Source organism: Pedomonas sp. (genome assembly GCF_036515995.1).
Taxonomy (GTDB): domain Bacteria; phylum Pseudomonadota; class Alphaproteobacteria; order Sphingomonadales; family Sphingomonadaceae; genus Pedomonas.
In genome coordinates this window covers 23592-40191 of the sequence record NZ_DATBUP010000006.1, presented here as the reverse complement: position 1 = coordinate 40191, position 16600 = coordinate 23592, and the positions used below count along the sequence as shown (strand labels likewise).

The 16600-nt window shown below is 64.1% G+C and carries 21 protein-coding genes; 1 reads left to right on the top strand and 20 read right to left on the bottom strand.

Annotated features, from left to right (window positions below; all coding sequences use genetic code 11):
- From VIG90_RS00455 to VIG90_RS00390, 14 genes are all read right to left on the bottom strand, one after another.
- Positions 1-946, bottom strand: a 946-nt coding sequence (locus VIG90_RS00455; protein ID WP_331591383.1) for a contractile injection system protein, VgrG/Pvc8 family, incomplete at its 3' end; no start/stop codon positions are given.
- Positions 943-1350, bottom strand: a complete 408-nt coding sequence (locus VIG90_RS00450) for a phage tail protein (RefSeq protein WP_331591382.1) — start codon at positions 1348-1350, stop codon at positions 943-945. The genes VIG90_RS00450 and VIG90_RS00455, both read right to left, overlap by 4 nt.
- Before the next feature lie 10 nt (positions 1351-1360).
- On the bottom strand, positions 1361-3961 hold the full coding sequence (locus VIG90_RS00445; protein ID WP_331591380.1) for a phage tail tape measure protein: 2601 nt from the start codon (positions 3959-3961) through the stop codon (positions 1361-1363).
- 2 nt (positions 3962-3963) lie between these two features.
- Positions 3964-4074 carry a GpE family phage tail protein gene (locus VIG90_RS00440; protein ID WP_331591385.1) on the bottom strand — a complete coding sequence of 37 codons (111 nt, stop codon included), beginning with the start codon at positions 4072-4074 and terminating at the stop codon, positions 3964-3966.
- Positions 4075-4091: 17 nt separating this feature from the next.
- A complete protein-coding gene (locus VIG90_RS00435) occupies positions 4092-4415 on the bottom strand; it encodes a phage tail assembly protein (RefSeq protein WP_331591379.1) in 324 nt (107 codons plus the stop codon).
- Between the two features lie 60 nt (positions 4416-4475).
- Positions 4476-4988, bottom strand: a complete 513-nt coding sequence (locus VIG90_RS00430) for a phage major tail tube protein (RefSeq protein ID WP_331591378.1) — start codon at positions 4986-4988, stop codon at positions 4476-4478.
- A gap of 30 nt (positions 4989-5018) precedes the next feature.
- A complete protein-coding gene (locus VIG90_RS00425; RefSeq protein ID WP_331591377.1) occupies positions 5019-6182 on the bottom strand; it encodes a phage tail sheath subtilisin-like domain-containing protein in 1164 nt (387 codons plus the stop codon).
- 10 nt (positions 6183-6192) lie between these two features.
- Complete coding sequence (locus tag VIG90_RS00420) at positions 6193-6540, bottom strand: GPW/gp25 family protein (protein ID WP_331591376.1); 348 nt, start codon at positions 6538-6540, stop codon at positions 6193-6195.
- A gap of 70 nt (positions 6541-6610) precedes the next feature.
- Positions 6611-7252: a phage baseplate assembly protein V gene (locus tag VIG90_RS00415; RefSeq protein ID WP_331591375.1), complete on the bottom strand. Its 642-nt coding sequence runs from the start codon at positions 7250-7252 to the stop codon at positions 6611-6613.
- Between the two features lie 91 nt (positions 7253-7343).
- Entirely contained in the window at positions 7344-8138 is a 795-nt protein-coding gene (locus VIG90_RS00410; RefSeq protein ID WP_331591374.1) for a formylglycine-generating enzyme family protein, read from the bottom strand.
- 289 nt (positions 8139-8427) lie between these two features.
- On the bottom strand, positions 8428-8679 hold the full coding sequence (locus VIG90_RS00405) for a hypothetical protein (protein WP_331591373.1): 252 nt from the start codon (positions 8677-8679) through the stop codon (positions 8428-8430).
- Positions 8680-8701: 22 nt separating this feature from the next.
- A complete protein-coding gene (locus VIG90_RS00400; RefSeq protein ID WP_331591372.1) occupies positions 8702-11233 on the bottom strand; it encodes a hypothetical protein in 2532 nt (843 codons plus the stop codon).
- Positions 11234-11333: 100 nt separating this feature from the next.
- Positions 11334-11873: a phage tail protein I gene (locus VIG90_RS00395; RefSeq protein WP_331591371.1), complete on the bottom strand. Its 540-nt coding sequence runs from the start codon at positions 11871-11873 to the stop codon at positions 11334-11336.
- Positions 11870-12763 (bottom strand): baseplate assembly protein, encoded by an 894-nt coding sequence (locus VIG90_RS00390; RefSeq protein WP_331591370.1) that lies wholly within the window; start codon positions 12761-12763, stop codon positions 11870-11872. Before VIG90_RS00390 ends, VIG90_RS00395 begins: the two co-directional genes overlap by 4 nt.
- Before the next feature lie 156 nt (positions 12764-12919).
- Between VIG90_RS00390 and VIG90_RS00385 the strand changes: the two genes are divergently transcribed.
- Positions 12920-13705 carry a hypothetical protein gene (locus tag VIG90_RS00385; protein ID WP_331591369.1) on the top strand — a complete coding sequence of 262 codons (786 nt, stop codon included), beginning with the start codon at positions 12920-12922 and terminating at the stop codon, positions 13703-13705.
- Here the strand turns inward: VIG90_RS00385 and VIG90_RS00380 are convergent.
- The 6 genes from VIG90_RS00380 to VIG90_RS00355 are packed head-to-tail and all read right to left on the bottom strand — an operon-like array spanning position 13702 to position 16597.
- Positions 13702-14391, bottom strand: coding sequence for a phage virion morphogenesis protein (locus VIG90_RS00380; RefSeq protein WP_331591368.1), 690 nt, complete (start codon positions 14389-14391; stop codon positions 13702-13704). The genes VIG90_RS00385 and VIG90_RS00380 overlap by 4 nt on opposite strands.
- Positions 14388-14912 carry a phage tail protein gene (locus tag VIG90_RS00375; protein WP_331591367.1) on the bottom strand — a complete coding sequence of 175 codons (525 nt, stop codon included), beginning with the start codon at positions 14910-14912 and terminating at the stop codon, positions 14388-14390. Before VIG90_RS00375 ends, VIG90_RS00380 begins: the two co-directional genes overlap by 4 nt.
- Positions 14899-15198 (bottom strand): hypothetical protein, encoded by a 300-nt coding sequence (locus tag VIG90_RS00370; RefSeq protein WP_331591366.1) that lies wholly within the window; start codon positions 15196-15198, stop codon positions 14899-14901. Before VIG90_RS00370 ends, VIG90_RS00375 begins: the two co-directional genes overlap by 14 nt.
- A complete protein-coding gene (locus VIG90_RS00365; RefSeq protein WP_331591364.1) occupies positions 15140-15607 on the bottom strand; it encodes a hypothetical protein in 468 nt (155 codons plus the stop codon). Before VIG90_RS00365 ends, VIG90_RS00370 begins: the two co-directional genes overlap by 59 nt.
- On the bottom strand, positions 15591-16259 hold the full coding sequence (locus VIG90_RS00360) for a glycoside hydrolase family 19 protein (RefSeq protein WP_331591361.1): 669 nt from the start codon (positions 16257-16259) through the stop codon (positions 15591-15593). Before VIG90_RS00360 ends, VIG90_RS00365 begins: the two co-directional genes overlap by 17 nt.
- On the bottom strand, positions 16256-16597 hold the full coding sequence (locus VIG90_RS00355) for a hypothetical protein (RefSeq protein WP_331591360.1): 342 nt from the start codon (positions 16595-16597) through the stop codon (positions 16256-16258). Before VIG90_RS00355 ends, VIG90_RS00360 begins: the two co-directional genes overlap by 4 nt.
- Positions 16598-16600 lie beyond the last annotated feature (3 nt).

The window sequence follows — 16600 nt, the reverse complement described above, 5'->3', positions numbered from 1 at the left end:
CCTCGGTGATGAGCCACGTGGCGGCGTTGATCTCTGGCTTAAAGCCAGTCACCCGAACCCGCTGCTCCGGGTAGGCGTCCGGTCTTCCATAAGCGAGCTGCAGATCAAGGCTGGCGGGCGTGCGCTTCAGCCGGTCACGTTCGGCAATGGCGGCCTGTTTGGCCTCGGCTTCGCTAGCGTAGGTCTTGCGCAGGCGCTTGGCTCCTTGTTGCTCTCCCACGGTCACCGACTGGCGTTTTGCGTCGCCCTTGTCATGCCAGTAGGCGGTGACGCCTGCCTGCTCGTCCCGCGTCTGGCGGGACCAGCGGTGTCGATCGCCATCCGTGCGACGGATGGTCAGCAGCGGAATCGGCTTTCCGCCCGGCGTCGTGCCGGCTCCCTTGCGGGTGAAGATCAGACAGCCGGCCTTGATCGTCGCGACAGCGTCGTGTTCGGCCCCTAGGCGGCGCAGGAAAGCCGTGTCGCTTTCCCGGCTCTGGCTGAGGGTCGGCACGGCGACGCGCGCCAGAGCAGGCGCTATGCGGGCGGCAAGGCCATTGCGCCCGGCGATGTCGGTCAGGACGCTGCCAAGCGTCGTGTCGTGCCAACTCTGCTCGCGGCGCAGGCGGATGGCGCTGGTGAAGTCGGCCGCCCGGGCGCGCAGCGTGATCTCGTCGGGCGGGCCGGAATGCTCGATCTCGTCCACCTTGAAGCTGCCCTTGCCGACGAGGCCGGGCGTGACGTCGCTGCCCTGCTTCCAGCCCAATGCCAGCGTCAGCACAGCGCCGGGGCGGGGCAGGGCAAGACCGCCGTCCGTATCCTCGAGGACGATGTCGAGCTGGTCGGCCTCATCGCCGCGCTTCTCAGACAGGGACAGCGAGCGAAGGCGCGGGCGCATCTTGCCGGTCAGGTCTTGGCCTTCCAGCGTCACGCGCCAGTCGGGGATGTTGTGACGGTATTCGGTCATGCCGTGGCCTCTGCTTCGCCCAGCGGATCGGCCACGCGCATCAGGTCGAGCGCGAAGTCGATGCGGCGCGGGCGGCCGTTGTCGTGGAAGGCCGTCTGGCGCTCATCGAGGGCGGTGATGACGTAGGAGCCGAGCACGGTGCCGCTGCCATCCACCAGCGGGAGGGCCTCGCCCTGGTCGGCCATCTCGCGCAAGGAGGCGAGGGAGGCCGGGCCGTCGGCAATCTCGGTGTAGACTGCGCCTTGCAGGCAGATGGTGTCCTCGCCGGGGCCGACGAACTGCGCCGCATCGCGTGCGCCGATCCGGCCGGAGCGGGCGTGCCGCCAGTCCATGCGCCGCTGCAGCTCGCTGTAAGCCAGCGAGGGGATCTCGAAGACGAAAAGGCCGAGGGCCATCAGGTGCATGTTCGGTCCTTTATCGGTTGTCGCTGAAGGTGCGGCCGGAGCGGTCGCGCTCGATCCGTTCGATCGCGCTGCGCACGGCGCGCTCGACGTCGACCGGGTTGGAGCCGGTGACGTTGATAGTGAGATTGTAGGTGTTGACGCTTGCCGGTGTGGCGCCAGCCGCCGGGAACCGGGCCGGTGCCGCTGCGGCTGTCGTTGCCGGCGGCACAGCGACGGCCCGCTGGGTCGGTGTGGGCGTTCCTCGAGCCAGAGCCTGAGCAAGTTGATCCGAGCTGGCCGCTGCCGGGTTGGCGGCCATCAGCGCCGGTGCGGTGATGCCGACGGCCATGGCGCGCGTCAGCTGGCCGGAAAGGCCACGAACGCGGCTTACGGGATTGCGCGCGTTCGCCTCGAGCCCCTCATCGAGGCCGTCCATGATGTCACCGCCAATCCGCATGAAGACCCGGCTGGGCGACTTGATGCCCAGCGCCTTGCGGATCGGCTCGGGGATCAGATTCGCCAGCAGCTTCAGCTTGCCGACCAACCAGTCTTTCTGGCTCCACAAGCCATTCCATAGGCCAGAGAGCAGGTTCTTTCCAACGGTGGACAGCTTGTCCGGTATGTCGATGCCGAGCCAGTTCAGCAGCTTGGCGAAGCCCTGGTAAAGGATGCCGAGAGGGGAGAAGTCAGCAAGCGTGCTGAGGATGTTGTCAATTCCGCTTTGGAAGAAGGCGGTCACCTTATTCCAGAGCCCTTTGACCCATGGCCCGATGGTGTCCCAGTTTCGATAGATCAGATACACCGCGCCTGCGAGCAGGGCGATGATCGCCAGAATAGGGTTGGCCATGATTGCTGCACCAACGAGGCGGATGCCGGTCGCAACGCCGCCAAAGCCAGCCTTGAGCAAGGGTAGCAAAGGCTTAAGCTTGGTGAAGCCAAAGGACAAAACGGCCCAGCCCCGTCCGACGGTGCCAGCGACAATCCCCAGCGCGCCGAGGCCGATCAACAATGGCCCAAGCACACTGGCGATGATCATCAAGGTGTTGGCCAGCTTGGGGTTGCGATCGGCCCATGCCGAGATCCGGTCAGCCAGCGCGCCGACCCGGTCAGCGGCTTCGACGATCAGGGGCAGCAGCCGGTCGCCCAGCTTGACCTTCATTACCTCGACCCGGTTGCTCGCGATCTGCAGCTTGGCCGAAGTCGTGCCCATGCGGGCCAGGAACTCCTCGGCCATCGAGCCGGTGTAGGCGCTGGCATCGCCGACCAGCTCGAGGCGCTTCTTCAGGTCGTCGAGATTGGTCAGCATCGGCGCGATGGCCGTGACGCTTTCCGAACCGAACAGCTCGGTCAGGATCGAGGTCTGGTCCTCTCCCTTCAGCTGACTGATGCGGGTCAGCACGTCGGTGATTGCGCCGCTCGCGTCAGTCTGCATCCGCTTGGCCAGGTCGGTGGTCGAGAACCCGAGGCGCTTGAAGGCTTCAGACTGCGCCTTGGTTGCGGCAGCGCCCTTGGTCATGGCCAGCAGCATGTTCTTAATGCCAGTCCCGGCAACGTCGCTGGGCACCTTGACCGCGTCCAGCGTGGCGGCCATGGCCGCGATCTGCCCACCCGCCAGACCGGCGACCTGCCCGAGCGGGCCGATGCGGGTGATAGTCTCCGAAATCGCCGCGGTGTTACCGCCCATCTTGTTGGTCAGCGCATTGATCTGGTCGGAGAGCGCGCGAACGCCGTCCTGGCTGAGGCCGAAGCTCGTTCGCCAGGCGGCCATCTGCTCCCCGGCTGCCTCAGCGGGGAGGTTGAAGGCAATGGCCATCTTGGCGGCGTCTTCTGCGAAGGCTCCAAGCTCGCCCTTGGCGATGCGCGCCTCGGCACCGGCCGCCTTGATCACCATGAGCTGCTGAGGTGTGAGCGGGAGGCGCTTGGACTGCTCCAGCGTTTCCTGCTTCATCCTGGCCAACTCGACGTTGGTGAGGTTCAGCACCTTGTTGGCGTCCGCCAGTGCATCCTCGAACGACATGGCCGAGCGGGCTGCCACAAAGCTTGGGGCCGTCGCTGCGGCTCCCATGGCCGTGGCGGCCGCGCCTCCGGACTGCAGGCGCGAGGCCGCCTCCTGGCGCTGCTGATAGCGCCGCTGGGCGTTTGCCGCGCGATCAAGGGCGGCCTGCCGTTCGGTGAGCCGGGTGGTCGTCTGGCTGATCCTGCTCGCCAGAGTCTGCTCGTGGCGAGCCAGTTGGGTGGTGTCGACGCCTGCTTCCTGCAGCTCGCCTTGCAGTCGCTGCAGCGTGCGCACCTGCTCCGTGCTGCGCAGCTCGAGCGTCTCGACCCGACGACTGGCGCGCTCGTAGGCCTGCGAGAGCTTCTTGGTCGGATTGTCGCTTGCTTCTACCTCGAGGCGCAAGGCCCGCTGCTGTCGGCGGGCCTCGTCCAGGGCAGTGTGATAGTCAGCAAGGCCCTTTTGCTGATCCTTGTAGACGGCAATCTTGCGCTGCTGGGCCTCCATCGCACGCAGCTCGTCGCGCGTCTCCCGCAGGGACTTGGCGGTTTTGCTCGACCCTTCGGTGATAGCCCGAAGCGGCTGGCTGACCCGGTCGAGCGCATCGAGCACGAAGCGCAGGCGAAGATCGCGCGACATGATTACTCCTTGATCAGTTTGAGGCGTTCAATCGCCAGTTCACGCCAGCGCATCAGTTCGGCGAGGCTCATGGCGTCGAGTTCCGAGGGCGGCCAATGGAAGACAGCGCCAATGTCCGCCCAAGCTTCCTCTACGCTCGGGGGAAGGCCGCCCGATCCCGCTTCTGCAGCAAAAAATCCCCGACCTCGGTCGAACAGGCGAACAGATCCTCGATGGACAGGGCAGCGGCTTCGGCCGGGCTGATCGGCGGGGTCGTGATGCGCGGCAGAAGGGTCAGGATGGCAGCGACATCCAGGCGCGCCAGATCGGCAATCGTCAGTCCACGCAACTCACCTGCGCCGGGCTTGCGCAGCTGCAGCGTGTCGATCGCGGTCTCGCCGCGCTGGATCGGGTTGTCGAGATTGACGGTACGGACATCGGCGGTCGTCACCGGAGCGGACGTGGTCTGGGTCATTGATAGCTCCATGATACAAAGAAGGGGGGAAGTGCCCCGGCTGATGCCGGGGCGTCAGGGTCAGAACAGGCCAAGGGCGGTGCGACGGGCGGCCATCAGGTCGACGCCGTTGATGATCTGGACCATGTTCATCACGTCGATCTCGATCTCGGTGCGACCGTTCCAGACCTCCTTGTAGTAGACGAGGGAGGACTTGACCTTGAACTCACCGGCTTCGCCGGGCTTGGCCTCGCCGCGGTCAATTTCATCGTGCCGGCCGCGCACGATCACCTCGACGGCATCCTGCCCGCCGGTGTCCTGCTGCTGGTAGAAGCCGACGAAGCGCTGATAGACGCCGGCAATGCCGGTCACGCCGAACTGGCGCAGGATGTCGCGCATGGGGCCCCCGAAGGTGGCCTCCATCTCGAGCCCTTCCATCCCCATGTCGAGCTTGACCGGGGCGAACATGCCGCCGCCGCGCCAGTCCTCGGTCTTGCGGACAAGCTTGGGCAGGACGATGCTCGAGACCTCTCCCATGAAGGACTGGCCTTCGTTGTAAAGCATCATGTCGGTCAGGATGCGGGGCAATGCCATGTGGGGGTTCCTTTACTCGTGCGGGCGGGGTCAGGCGGCAGCCTGGCCGGAGAAGTCAGCGAAGTAAGCGTCGGTGATGCGCTGGTTGAAACCCAGGTCCTCGAGCGGCGGCGGCACGGTGTAGTCGTAGTCGATGCGCAGCTTGCCTGCCTTCAGGCTGGCGATGCTGTTCTGGGCCTCGTCGTACCAGGCGGTCGCGCCGAGGATGACGCCGGCCGCCTTCAGCTGGCGGAAGAAGCCGTTGACCGTCTCGACGATGTCGCGGGCCAAAGCAGGGGTCAGCGGCTTGTCGATGGCCCATTCCATGCCCAGCGCCACGGTGTCGGCGATGAGCTGGGCGACGCGCACCGTGCTTTCGAAGGCGAACAGAGGCTCGGCCGAGCAGGTGCGGTTGCCCCAGAAGCGGTAGCCGGTCGAGGTGCGCACGAGCGCGGTCACTTCCTCGGCGTTGAGCAGGGCGGCTTCGGTGTCGCTGCTCTGCAGATCCCACTGGATGTCCCGGGTCAGGCCGACGACGCCCTGGACAGGGAAGTTCGAGAGGGTTTTTTGCGGGCCGACCTCCTCATCGATGCGGGCGCGCAGGCCCAGCGCACGGGCAACGGCGTGGCTGGTGGTGGTGGCTTCAGCCACGGTGTCGAAGGCGAGGAAGTCGGGGAACAGGAGCATGAGCTCGCGCGCCGAGAAGTTGGCACGGTAGGCGAGGGCCTCGGCCACGGTCGAGCCCAGGGCGCGGGCATATGCGAAGCCGCGCAGCTTCTGGGCAACAACGGCGAGCGCCGCCGTGACCGGCTGGGTGTCGAGGCCCGGTGCGCCGAGGATGCGGGGGCGAACGCCCAGCTGGCCTTCGGCTGCCAGCAGCGCCTGCAGGCCGGTCTTCTGGCCCTCGATGGTGTCGCCGATGACGTTGGCGGTGGTCTCTTCCTCGTCGAAGCCCTCGGCCACGCGGACGACGACAACGACCGGGCGGGTCTGGTCGGCAATGGCGCGCAGGGCGCTGCGCAGCGTGCCCATCGTCCCGGCCTTGCCGATGGCCGCCTCGATGTCGGTAACGAGCGCCGGGCGGTCGAGCGGGAAGACGCTGGCGTCAGCGTCGCTGGCCGTGGCGACAAGGCCGATGATGGCGGTGGACAGCGGCGTCAGGGTGCGACTGCCGGTGTTGATCTCGGTAACGGTGATGCCGTGTTTGAAACTCATGGAGGCTCCTTCAGGAAAGCGGGATGGTCAGGCGGACGAGGCTGTTGGGGGCGGGCGCATCGCGGCGCTGGCCCTCGAGGTGCAGGACGCGGCTGCTGGAGCTGGTACCGGTCTCCAGCGTGACCCGGCGCAGGCGCAGGCGCGGCTCCCAGCGGGAGAGCGCAACGGCGGTGGCACCGTAGATGCGCAAGGCCAGGGCCGGGGTCAGCGGCTGGTCGATCAGGTCCGGCAGCATCGAGCCGTAGTCGCGCCGGGCGAGGCGAGAGCCCAGCGGCGTCGTCAGGATGTCGGCAACCGACTGGGCGAGGTGAGCCTCGTCCGTCAGGCTTGTGCCGGTGTGGCGGCTCATGCCTGTCATCGACAGTGCCTCTCGACCAGGACGCCAAGAACCAGGCCGACGAAGCCGCAAACGGCGGCGATCAGGGCGCTCACTCCGGGCCTCCGGTCTTGGCCGTACCGGCGGCGACGCCGCTGTGCTTGTGACCCTTGAGGCTGATGCCGCCGCCCATCACGTTGGCCTGTCCGGTGACGGTGCCGCTGGCCGTGGCATTGCCCTCGATGCTGACATTGCCAGTGATGGTGACGTCGCCGACGATGGTCAGCCCGCCGTCGGCCTGGACGTGAGCGGTGCCGCCCGAGGGCAGCAGAGCCTCGAGCCGGTGAGTGCCGTGGTGGTAGCTGAGCGTCGCCCCGTCAGGGAGTTGCAGCAGGACAAGTTCAGGATCGCTCGACGGGGCGGGGAAGGAATTGGAGAACAGCCCGACCAGGACGAGCCCTGCCAGCGTGTCGCCTTCCGGGCACAGCAGCAGGCATTGCTCGCCGACCGTGGGGGGCGACCAGACGGTCACGCCGCCGGCGCGCGCTGCAAGCCAGGGCAGCGAGCCGGTGGTGATCTCGCCAGTCGTGACGCGGCAGGTGGCGCTCGCGTGGTCAACAGACGCGATGGTCCCGAGGCGCAGCATGTCGCCGAGCAGCTGTTCAAGGTCGAGGGCGGTGGTCATGCGCCTGACAATGGCGCGCTTGGCTACCGGATGCGCGGGGGCGTTTGTGGAGAGGCGGCCTCTCCACAAACTGCCGGTTGCCGCTCAATCGTTCGCGGCCGGGCCGGTAGTCAGTTTGCCGATAATCAGGTCTTTGAAAACGGAGGCGCTGCGGCCTCGATTATTTATCGAGGATGAGACGGTAACCGAAAGAAGCTGTAAACCAGTGGTACTTATGTTTGAGCAAGTTTTCCGAAGGGTCGGTCGAGGTTCTTCCGCCCCGGCTCACAGTAATATGGCAGCGAGCATTACCGGATTTCTCAACACATTCTGGAAATGGTGGAGAAAAATCCGTCGTAGCCTCGCTGGCATTGCCGATGACGTCGTACAGGCCCCAGGCGTTGGGACGTAGTTTTGCGACTGGATATATATGCCTCTGCCGGACATGCTTGCGCTCATCGTAGCTGACATCCCGAGCACTTACTTCGCTTTGATTGAAATGACCCCGGATAATCGCATTATTGTAGCCAATCTCGTTACCCCATGGAAATCGGCTCGACGTGCCGGCACGGGCAAGAAACTCCCATTCTTCACCTGATGGGAGGCGATAGTTTTTTCCCGTTTTCTTGTTGAGCCAGTCCAGATAACAGGGGAACTGCCAATAATGAATGCCCACGAGTGGGTAATCATCCTGATTTTCAGGCCGGTTCATATCAACTGTTTCTAAGCTCATATTAAATGGATGCGGGCAGTTGTTCTCGCGCACTGCCGCGGCATACTCTCGCCAAGTGAGCTCGGTGCGTGCCGCGTAGAAGACACGTACTTTACCGTCCGCATAGGTCATGGGTCGCAGCAGAACCATGGCAGGACAATCTTCACAGTCTTTGATTGCCGGTGAGCCGGAGGTGGGAAGAGAGCTGGCCGTCTCAGCTGTGGCGGCATTGTCGGCAAGGCCGAAAATGACGGCAAGAACCATGGCTCCTCTGGTTGAAGTGCCCCCCAAATCTACCTCCCCAAGCATCGATCACCGGTAAGACCAGTAATCAAGAATCGTTATTTTTATAACGGGGAATGGCTAATTCTTCACTTCAACGCATCACTTTCGGTGACAAGATGCACGATGCTGCGAAGCAAAGGTAGCAGATCTGATGCGCGGGGGCGTTTGTGAAGAGGCGGCCTCTCCATAAACAGCCGGTTGCCGCTCGCGGTTCGAGGTGCTGCACCACCTCGGCCCCCCTCACGAACGCAAAGGGGGCGAACACACTTTAGTCTGCCGATTCTTCCGTTGTCTCGGGTTCCGGCTCGGCGGCCTTGATCACGCCGAGTGCGATCTTCTGCGCCACGCCGCGCGCTACTTCCTCGACGCGTGCCTCGGTGGCTTCAGCGTCATATTCACCGGCTTCATCAAGGCAGGCGTTGACGGAGCGCTGGTGGACGATCTCGCCTTGCGTGAAGGTCACCGGCACGGTGCGGGTGCCGGCGTCGTATGCGCCGATCTGGTGGGTGAGTTCGGACATGATGGTTCCTTTCGTCAGGGGGTTATCGGCCGATCGTGCGCACCCAGATCGTGATGGTGCGGTTGTCGGCATTCCAGAAGGTGATGCTGACCGGCGGTGCGCCGTTGATGGACGTAATGCCGGTGTTGTCCTGGACGTCGGTGATGCCGTTCGCCGTCGATATGGCGAAACTCGGATGGACAAACTCGGTGTGCGCGACCGGCAGCGTCCAGGTGGCGTTGGAATGCTGAGCAATGGTGAGACTGGTCCAGCACTCCTTCGTGCCATCGGCAAAGACCCGATAGCCGTTCAAAGCCGCCATGTTCTGGCTGGTGACACGCTGGAAATCCGACGCATGCAGGCCGTCGAGCAAGTCTGCATCGACACCGGAGCCGGAGCCGTCGACGGTCAGCAGTTTGGCCTTCACATCGGCGGCGGAATAGCTGGCGGCGGGCAGGTAATAGCTGCCTTGCTGGCCGTCGAGCAGATCCGCATCAAGCCCCGAGCCCGCACCGTCGTTGGCCGCGTTCCAGACCTTGCGGCCGCTGAGATTGCCGATGTGGAAGTCCGTGCCATCGTAAAACAGCAGCCAGCGTGCGCCGCCCCCGCCATACTGCTCGCAGTATAGTCCGCCGAGACCGGAGGCGTTGAACATCGACACGACGCCGGTTTTATCGGCCCCGTGCAGAATGCCGTAGTAGCCGCTTCGAGCATTCCGGGCGATGTGGGCGGCGTAGGCGCTTTCGGCCGTCGTCGACGGCCCGACGAAGCTGGACGACTGCGCGCCGTCGAAGAGATCCGCATCGAGGCCCGAACCCGCACCGTCGTTGGCTGCATGCCACACTTTGCTCGTGTGATTCGATCCAACAAACCAATCGGCACCGTTGGTATACAGCAGCCAGCGGGAGTTGCCTGCGCCATCCCCATCGCGGACATAAAATCCGCCAGCCTGCACTGGAGAGAACATGGCTGTGACGTGGGTTTTGCCGGTGCCGAACAGAACACCATGGTATCCGCCTCGAGCTATCGAAGCTTTGTAGGCGGCAAAGTCGTGTTCAGAGTCTTCGGTTGGTCCGAGGTAAGATGAGCCGTGCAGGCCGTCGAGCAGATCCGCATCGAGACCAGAACCCGAGCCATCGTTGCCCGTGTGCCAGAACTGGACCCACTCCTGCCACGTGCCAGCTGCCTGTTGACGCCCCCAGAGCTGGAAGGTGGTGGCCGGAATGGCTGCGCCCAGCTGCCAGCGGTACCCGCTCAGACCGCCCGACATATCGATGCCGCCGAAGTAATTTCCGCCAGGCCGGTTCGCCGCCTGAAACCCGGCATGGAAGGGTATCAGGGCGCGGTAATCCCCCCGTGGCACCTCGTTCAGATCCGAGATGGCGGCGACCCGATAGATGCCGAATGTCTCTGCAGTCTGGTCGGCCCGCATGAGTTGGTGAGCGTGAAGACCATCGAGCAGGTCCGCGTCAAGGCCGGAGCCGCCGCCATCATTGGCGGCATGCCAGACCTTGCGTCCCGAGATTGCGCCGACGTGCCAGTCAACGCCGTCGAAATACAAGCGCCAGCCGGCCCCGGCACCCTGGGCATAGATCCCGCCGACACCGTCGGTGTGAAACATCACAACCGGTGAGGCCGTATCAGTACCCAACATCAGGCCGTAGTAGCCATTGCGCACCCGATCGACGGCATAGGCGGCATAGCTTCCAAGGGACGTCGTCGGCAGATAATCGTGGCTGTGGCTGGTCAGCGCGAAGGCCGAGGCATGCAGGCCGTCGAGCAGGTCGGCATCCAGCCCGGAGCCCGCGCCGTCGTTGCCTGCTCCCCAAGGCCTGTAGCCAAGGCGAGCAACGACGTCGGTGTAATAGCTGCCGTGCTGACCATCGAGCAGGTCGGCATTCAGCCCATTGCCGGGCCCTTCGTCCTTCAGAGCTGCCGATTTAATAGCGAGCGACGTGCGCAGCGCGGCGGCACTGGCACTGGTCAGCAAACCTTTGATAAAGGCGGACGGTGCGCCGTTGCCAAAGCGGGTGTCGAGCCAGCTGGTAACGGCGGCCTTCAGCCCCTTGGGCGTGACGGCGCGGGTCGCATCGGTGCCCGTCGTGGCTTCGGCATCGGTCGCCAGCTCAACGACGCCCTGTCGCTCGGTGGTGGCGGGCGGGTTGATGAAGCTGGTGTCGCCGAAGGTGATCTGGGCGGCGCTGATGTCGGCAAAGGCAACGTCGATGGCCAGCAGCAGCATCGCCTGCGCCGACTTCTCCATGATCGGATTGGCCTGGCTGTAAACGGCAAAGAGGGTGCCGTCAGACAGGTAGAGGCCGAACGAGCGCACGGTGTAGACGGCGCTGCTTTCGTCGCGGACGGTGACGTGAATGGTATCGTTGGCGACCGCCTCGCCGGCGATCGTCGAGATCCGCTTGATCTCGCCCGGCAAGGCCGTGGTTGCAGGCGTGGGCGTAAAGCTGGTGGCCGAGACGCCAACGCTCGCCATCAGCACCGCATTGGTGCCGGTGTTGGGCAGGTTGACCAGCGCGGCGCGACCCGCATTGGTGACGGTGAGGATGAGCCCGCTCATGCCCTAGACCCCTGAGCGAGGGCGAGGAGCACGAGGGCGCTGCCTACGGCGAGCATGATCAGTTCAGGCGGGGTCGGTAGAGGCAGGGTCATGGCGGAACTCATGCAGCGAGGGAAAGGCGCGCGGCGATGACGGCGCGGGCAGCGGCAGGGACACCGACCGAGGTCGCGGCGGCGAAGCCCTGGGTGAAGCTGAAGTGGGAGCGTACCGGCTTCGTGCGGGCGACCTCGGCAATGACAGAGTCGACGAAGGCGGCGCTGGCTGGAGCCGAGGCGCTGCCCAGCGTCAGCACCAGGTCGAACGTGTGGGGCTCGCCGACCGGGGTTTTCTGCCACCACTCGCGGATGGCGACCTGACCGCCGAAGCTCTCGACCACGCTGCGCACGCTCTGGGCCGTACCCTTGCGCCGGGCGATGTCGAGGGCGCGGCGCACCCGCTCGCGCTTGATCGCCTCCGGCCAGTCGGACGACCAGCTGTCGAGCGACAGCGCCCAGGCCAGCCAGGGCAGGAGACCCACCGGGCAATCGTCCGGGCTCCAGAGCTTGCGCAGGTTGGTGTCGATGTCATTGATCCGCGCCGTCGCAAGCTCGAGGGCGCGCTCGAGCTCGGTGGCGTTGGGAGGAAGGAGCGAGCCGGTCATTCTCCGGTCCCGGCGTAGGTGACCGTCAGGCTCGAGCAGTAGGGGGCCTGATGGCGGCCGATGATGATGTCTGCAGTCGGCTGGGCGAGCACCACGCGGTGCACACCCTCGACGTGCAGGGCGGCATGCAGGCCGGAGATGGTGATGTCGCGGCCGAGCCGATGGCTGGCGGCGACATGCTCCTGAATGCGGCGCTGGGCCTCGGCCATGACGACCGAGCCATCCGGGCCGGAGAAGGTGGTGACGGTGGCGGTGACGGTGTAGGGCACCACCTCGGCCGACCGCACGGTGACGTGGTCGGTCAGCGGGCGCAGAGCGTCGGCCGAGACGTGGGCGGCGACGGCCTCAATCAGCGCGGGCGAGGCGGTGCCATTGCCGGTGCGCGAGAGGATCGAGACCACGACTTCACCGGGGGCTGGGCTGGTCGCGCTGGCGTCCAGCACGTCCGGGTCCGCCGAGAGGGCATGGAAGATGTACGCGCCTTCAGGACCAGCGACCGAATAGCCTTCCGGGGCCAGCACCATGCGCCGGCGCAGGTCGGCATCGCTCTCCATGGTCGGGGGAATGCCCAGCACCGGATCGCCCGGATCGAGCTGGAAGCGGGTGACGCCCAGCAGGGCAGCGAGGTTGTCGAGGTCGGCTCCACGCGCATAGGCGGGCATCACAGCAAGCGCGGCCTCGTTGATGCGCTGGCGCAGGTGCAGCTCGCGGTAGGCGACGATCTGCAGAACCTTGACGGCCGGCTCGCTCTCGAGCGGCTGGAAATCGGGCAGGATCAGCCGCAGCGAGGCGATCATCTCGGCAAGGATCGTCTCATAGTCGAGCGGCTCCACCACCTGCGGGGCGGGCAGGCGGGAGAGATCAACAGCGGTGAAGGTTGCATCGGCCATGCCGCCTTTGTCGGCGGCTAGGTCTCACCAAAGCCAGAGGGGGCATGTGTAGAGGGAGCCTCTACACATAAAAATTGATAATGTAGGCAAATTTTAATGTGTCCCACTCAATAGTAACTTTTAGGAGATGATTTTAAGTATCAAGAAAGTAATATAATGTCTGATAATCTTGGTGATGTGGGGTATCAGGAAATTACTATTTCGGTTCCATCTGATTTAACCGAAAAGAAAGTAAATATGGATGTATTGCATTTTGTGTCGTCGATGACATCATCGCTGGCATGGCCTTTATTGATTCTTTTGCTATTTTGTATGTTTAAACGGAAAATAGAAGATTTGCTTGATAATATTAATGAAATTGGATGGGGAGATAAAAATTTCAAATTCAAGCGCAAGCTTAATGAGGTTGAGGAAAGTGTACTTCTAAATAAAAATGAAGACATTATTTCTGATCAGAAATCCGATGCTGAAAACAATGTTCAAAACGGCGGTCCTGAGCCTAAAGAAGGCAGCATGTCAAAAGATGAGGCACCTCGTACGCATAAGGTAACGCCAAATTCCATTAATATTAGTACTGTAATTACTAGTCCTTCTGTTGATCACCACCCTGTGCAGAGTGAATTGTCAGAAAAATTAATGGATGAATACCCGGTAATTGAAATAATTAACGACTGGGCGCGTATCAATGATATTTTGAATAAATTAATAACATCGTTAAATCCAAGCCCTTCATATGCAAAATTGTCGCCTATGAGAAAAGTAGGCAGGTTGCGTAGAGCTGGTATTATTGATGATTCTATGGAATATAACCTTCGTGAAATGATGTATCTGAGAAATATTGCCGCTCATAGTGCAGGAATTACTGCAACTGATGCTCTTAGATATAAGAAGCTCTCAGGTCAAATTTACGAAACTTTAACTTCTAAATTAAAGAATAATTAAAATTCACCTAACTTTATGTTGTTGTAAAGCATGTCGAGCAGCGCCTGCCTGTCTTCGTTGCTGAAGCCAACTAGTGGGCGGCGCGGATAACTGATGGGCCTGGCCTTGAGCGAGGGGCGGTCGCGCAGGCCCTCGTGGTGGATGCGGGCAACCTCGGCGGCGCGGCCGGTAAAGCCGACCCAGAAGCCCTGGTCGTCTTCGCCGGAGCGCAGCAGGCGGGCCGTGGCAAGGCGGCGGAACATGGCCTTGCGGCGCAGGTTGCCCCGGCGACGCAGACGCCCGGCCGAGGCGTTGCGGTGATCCGCATCGACGGGCAGCCACTTGATGACCTTGTCGTGGAAGAAGCTGCGGATGGCTCCGGCCTCGATGTCGAAGCCGGTCATCATGTAGTTGGTCTCGCCGGTCTTCTCGATGGCGTAGTTGCGAAGCACCACCTTGCGAGGGCCTCCCGAGCCGCCCGAGGGGTAGAGGAAGCAGGCGGTCTGGTTGACGGTGCGGGCAGGCTCGCGCTTGCGGCGCGGCTCGAAGGCTGTGCCGTCCGGTGCGGTCTGGGCGTTGATGCGCGCCCGGTTGCGGGCTGCCATGTCACGGGCCATGCGGCGCAGGAGCGAGCGGCGCTGGCCGGAGGTCAGCTGCCGCAACAGCCCGCCGGCGACGCGCTCGATCTCGACCAGGTCATCGCTCACGGCCCGACCTCGGGCGGAATGCCGGGCTTGAGCTCGACAGCTGGGTCTTGCGTCTCGGCGACCAGCTCGGTGCCGGCATAGCACTGGCGCAGCCATGACGCGCAGATGCCGGTGAAGGTGTTGTTCGCGGGCGGGGCCGGGTGAGCAATGTCGAAGCCGGTGTTGTCCGCGCGAGGCGTGACGATCACCCGCTCGGTCAGATCGAGCTGGAAGAGGAGGTCCACCCGCTTGCGATCGAGGATCTCCGCCTCGTAGCGGAACGGCTGGCTGTCGGTGCGCTGCAGCAGGTCAGGCTGCTCCTGCTCGATCCAGGCAAGCAAGGGCACCACCACCTGATCCGGGCTTCCGGTGTAGTCTGTCAGCAGCACGGCGAGCGTGTAGCCGTAGGAAAACGACAGGGTCTCACCGCGCCTGGCTGCGACGTTGCCATTGTCGACATAGACCTGCAGCTGGTCGGGGTGATTCCTTAGCTCCGGCAGGCAGCTTTCCAGCCACTGGCGAAGGCTTTCAGGCTTGCGCATCGGGGGCCTCCGTGGGGCAGGGCTGGCCGGTGTTCCAGCCGATCAGGCGCTCGAGCTGGTCGGTCGCCTCGGCGTAGCTTTGAGCCAGGCGCATGGCGGCCGCTCGCAGCGGCCTGGGCAGCGTCGCCATGCTGTCGAGTGGAAAGCCTTCGGGGCGCACCGGGCAGGCGAGCAGCTCGGCAGGAGGGGTGTCCCGGATCTCGACGGCAACCGCCGTGGGCGCTAGCTCAGCGGGCCGGTGTGCGCAGGCCTGCAAGGCGATTGAGAGCAGCAAACCAGCTGCCATTGACCTGATCATCATGAACCTCATCCTCGGCGTTTTGCATGGCGGTGTGGGCGGCAAGGCGGGCTTCTAACCGGGCCTGACGACGTTCGGCATCGTGTGCCTGTTTTTCCTCGCGGGCGTGCATGGCAGCGACGAGGGCCTCGGTGGTCTTGCTCTGCGCCTCGCTCTTGAAGGCAGCAAGCCGGATGACCTCACGCGCGCAGGCCTTGCCGGGCTTGCCCTTGTCGGCCGCGTAGGCGCTGCCGGCAGCGGCGCAGATCCGCTCGGCCATGCTGACCGTGGCATCGCGGTCGGCCCGAACGCTGGCATAAGCGGCCCAGAGCCCGGCAGCAGCCACCGCTACCGCCAGCAGCGTCAGGTCAGAGCGGTGGCGGCCGAGCAAGCCGAACAGGCTACGCAAGGCGATCATGGCTCAGCTCCCAGATGGTTTTGGCGCGGGCGAGCCGGGCCTGACGGTCGGCCAGACCGTTGGTACCGCCGTTGATGCGCCGCGTGATGGCGACCAGGGCGTCATCGTCAGCAATGGCGTTGAGCTTTCGGTCGGCCCAGAACAGGCAGGCGATCAGCACGGCGAGCTCAGGTTCCGCTGCCCTTTCCGGCTGATTGATCAGGTCGATGCCAACGCGCTTGCTATACGTCCAATAGTTGGCCTTGCCAGTGAGCTGGAAAATGCCGCGGCCCCGGTAGCGCTCGCCGTCACCGGCAGCGCTGTTGCCGAGGTCGCGCCGGTAGTCGTAGCGCTGCAGGTAATCGTCATACGGGTCAGGGTCCGGCCCGTCGCCCGAGCCGAGCTCGACGAAGTGGCGGAAGCCGCCCGTCTCGTGCGCGGCCTGAGCGAGGAAATGGGCCATGCGCAGCGGCGTGACGATGTCAAAGCGGCGGAAGTCGCCGGCCATGGCCGTGCCGAGCAGCAGCCCGAGCGCGCCAAGCTGGCGGCCGACAATGTAACTGCACCATGCGGCGAGCGTCCTGGGGCCTAGCAAGCCGTCAATGGTGCCGGGCTCGTAGCCTGCCTTGGCAAGGTTGGCCTGGGCAGCGAAGATCTGACGGGCAGGGATCATTTGCCCCTCCCGAGCCGGGCCTTGATGAGCGCGGGCAGCTCGGCCACGAGATCGCCGGCCGCCCGGGTGAACAGCGGCGTGACCTCGAAGGCGATCATGGCGATGACGAAGCTGCAGGCCTGCGCCGTGAACGGCGTTAAATTGAGGATCTCGGTGGCGCCGAGCGTCACGTAGTAGCTGACGCTGATGCCGACGATCCACTGGACGAGGCGCTGCCGCCACGTCAGGCCGGGCCGCCAGGCCTGGGAGACGGCCGAGCCGAGCGCGGCCGGGGTGAGGGCAGCGGCAGCGGCCTGCGTCTGCTCCCAGATTTCTTTCAACAGTTCAGGCAGGGTCATGGG